The organism is Sulfitobacter aestuarii (genome assembly GCF_042685005.1).
In the GTDB taxonomy this organism is placed as follows: Bacteria; Pseudomonadota; Alphaproteobacteria; order Rhodobacterales; family Rhodobacteraceae; genus Sulfitobacter; species Sulfitobacter aestuarii.
In genome coordinates this window covers 1-1579 of sequence record NZ_JBHUMP010000060.1, presented here as the reverse complement: position 1 = coordinate 1579, position 1579 = coordinate 1, and the positions used below count along the sequence as shown (strand labels likewise).

The window sequence follows — 1579 nt, the reverse complement described above, 5'->3', positions numbered from 1 at the left end:
GACGCAACCCTCGAACGGAGAATGCCGCGGGAGAGGCCGCCGAGCCAGTCAGCTCACACGGCGATCATGGGGTCTAACCGGGAACAATGCCTGCGCCGAAGGTGCGACTCCAGACACTGCGATCGTAATGGCCATGGGTGACGCTCAGCAACTGCGCTCATGCCTGTCTCCTTTCCTCGCAGTCCATGACAACTGCACTTTGGCACATTCGATGCCGGTGGAGCAGGAGCCATCCACCTCATCCGCCAAGAGCCGAGTGTCGATCGGACGGATGGGCCACCTATAAAGGATGACGCACGGCGGCTCTGACCCCACAATTCAGTTATCTACCGCCTACGCGCGTCAGGTCGACAACATTTCAGCTCGTCCCGCTTCGATCATTGAGTGTCGCAATTGGTGGAGCAGCCAGAAAGGTGAATTACTAATTTCCGACGGAAAACCGCACAGGATGTTCACGGGTGTAGCGCATGAGCCAGTATTCATCCGGATTTGGGCTTCCGCAGAGCGTCATTTTCGACGTGGAGCGAACTCTGCGTGCCTTGTGCCGCAAATGGTTTTTCGTCGGAACGCGGGGCGATATCCCTCAGCCGCGCAATTACTTCAACTTTCAAATTTTCGAGGATCAGTATTTCCTGATTCATGGCACGGACGGCGCTATCCGGTGTATGGTCAATCGCTGTTCGCATCAAAGCGCGCGGCTCCTGAAGGCTGATATCGGCAAGTGTCCTGCCAGCATCGTTTCCCCAACCATCAGTGGGCCTATAACCTGAACGACGGATCGCTCCGCAACGCGCCTGGTTTCGGGGCGGATTATCCCAGCTCACCTGACGGCCAGACCCGGGGACTGAAGCAGATCCCCCTTACCGAGGTCGCAGGCATGCTCTTTGCCTGTCTGAGCGACAAGCCGGACCAGTCCGACATGATCGAGATCGCAGAAGTCCTCGCCCCCTACACGGACCCATTTCATCTTGAAAGTGGCGGATACAAGCTCGCACACCATCACCGTGAAGTCATTGATGCCAACTGGCTGATGGTGATGATCAACAATCGTGAATGCTGCCACTGCCACAACAACCACAAGCGCCTGACCAAGCTCTTTGACCCCTCCAGCTTTAATGGAGCCAAAACGCCTGATTACACAGAGATGTTCGAAAGAGCGGTTCAAAGGTGGGAGGCAATGGGCCTGCCGTGGAAGGAGCAGGCGTTTGTGCCGAACGACAGCGCCCGCGTTGCACGATATCCCCTCAGAGAGAATTACAAATCCATCACTTTCGATGGCGAACCGGCGTCCAAGAAACTTATTGGTCCGTTTGAGGACTACGATCCAAGCACCCTTTCGATGTGGTTCAATCCTAACGCTTGGGTCCATTTCACCTCGGACCATATCGCGACAAACTGGGTTTTACCGCTGGGCGCAGAGAAATGCGCATTGTATTCGAGCTGGATCGTCCATGAAGATGCTGTCGAAGGCGAAGACTATTGCGTTCAGCACCTGACGGATGGTAAGCATCCGGCGTGGGCCGTGCGCGGTCAGTGCGCGCGCTCACGGTCCATTTCGATGAGTTCTCTCAGGTTTTCG

Annotated in this window: 2 protein-coding genes; both read left to right on the top strand. The window is 56.0% G+C overall.

Annotation, left to right across the window (positions count from 1 at the left end):
• Positions 1–467 precede the first annotated feature (467 nt).
• A complete protein-coding gene (locus tag ACFSUD_RS19560) occupies positions 468–770 on the top strand; it encodes a Rieske 2Fe-2S domain-containing protein (protein ID WP_386376180.1) in 303 nt (100 codons plus the stop codon).
• A partial coding sequence (locus ACFSUD_RS19555) for an SRPBCC family protein (RefSeq protein WP_386376179.1) occupies positions 722–1579 on the top strand: 858 nt, incomplete at its 3' end. The genes ACFSUD_RS19560 and ACFSUD_RS19555, both read left to right, overlap by 49 nt.

What these genes read in the sequence shown, in the direction of transcription:
- ACFSUD_RS19560 (WP_386376180.1), top strand. Translation starts at nt 468, where the DNA reads ATGAGCCAGTATTCATCCGGATTTGGGCTTCCGCAGAGCGTCATTTTC.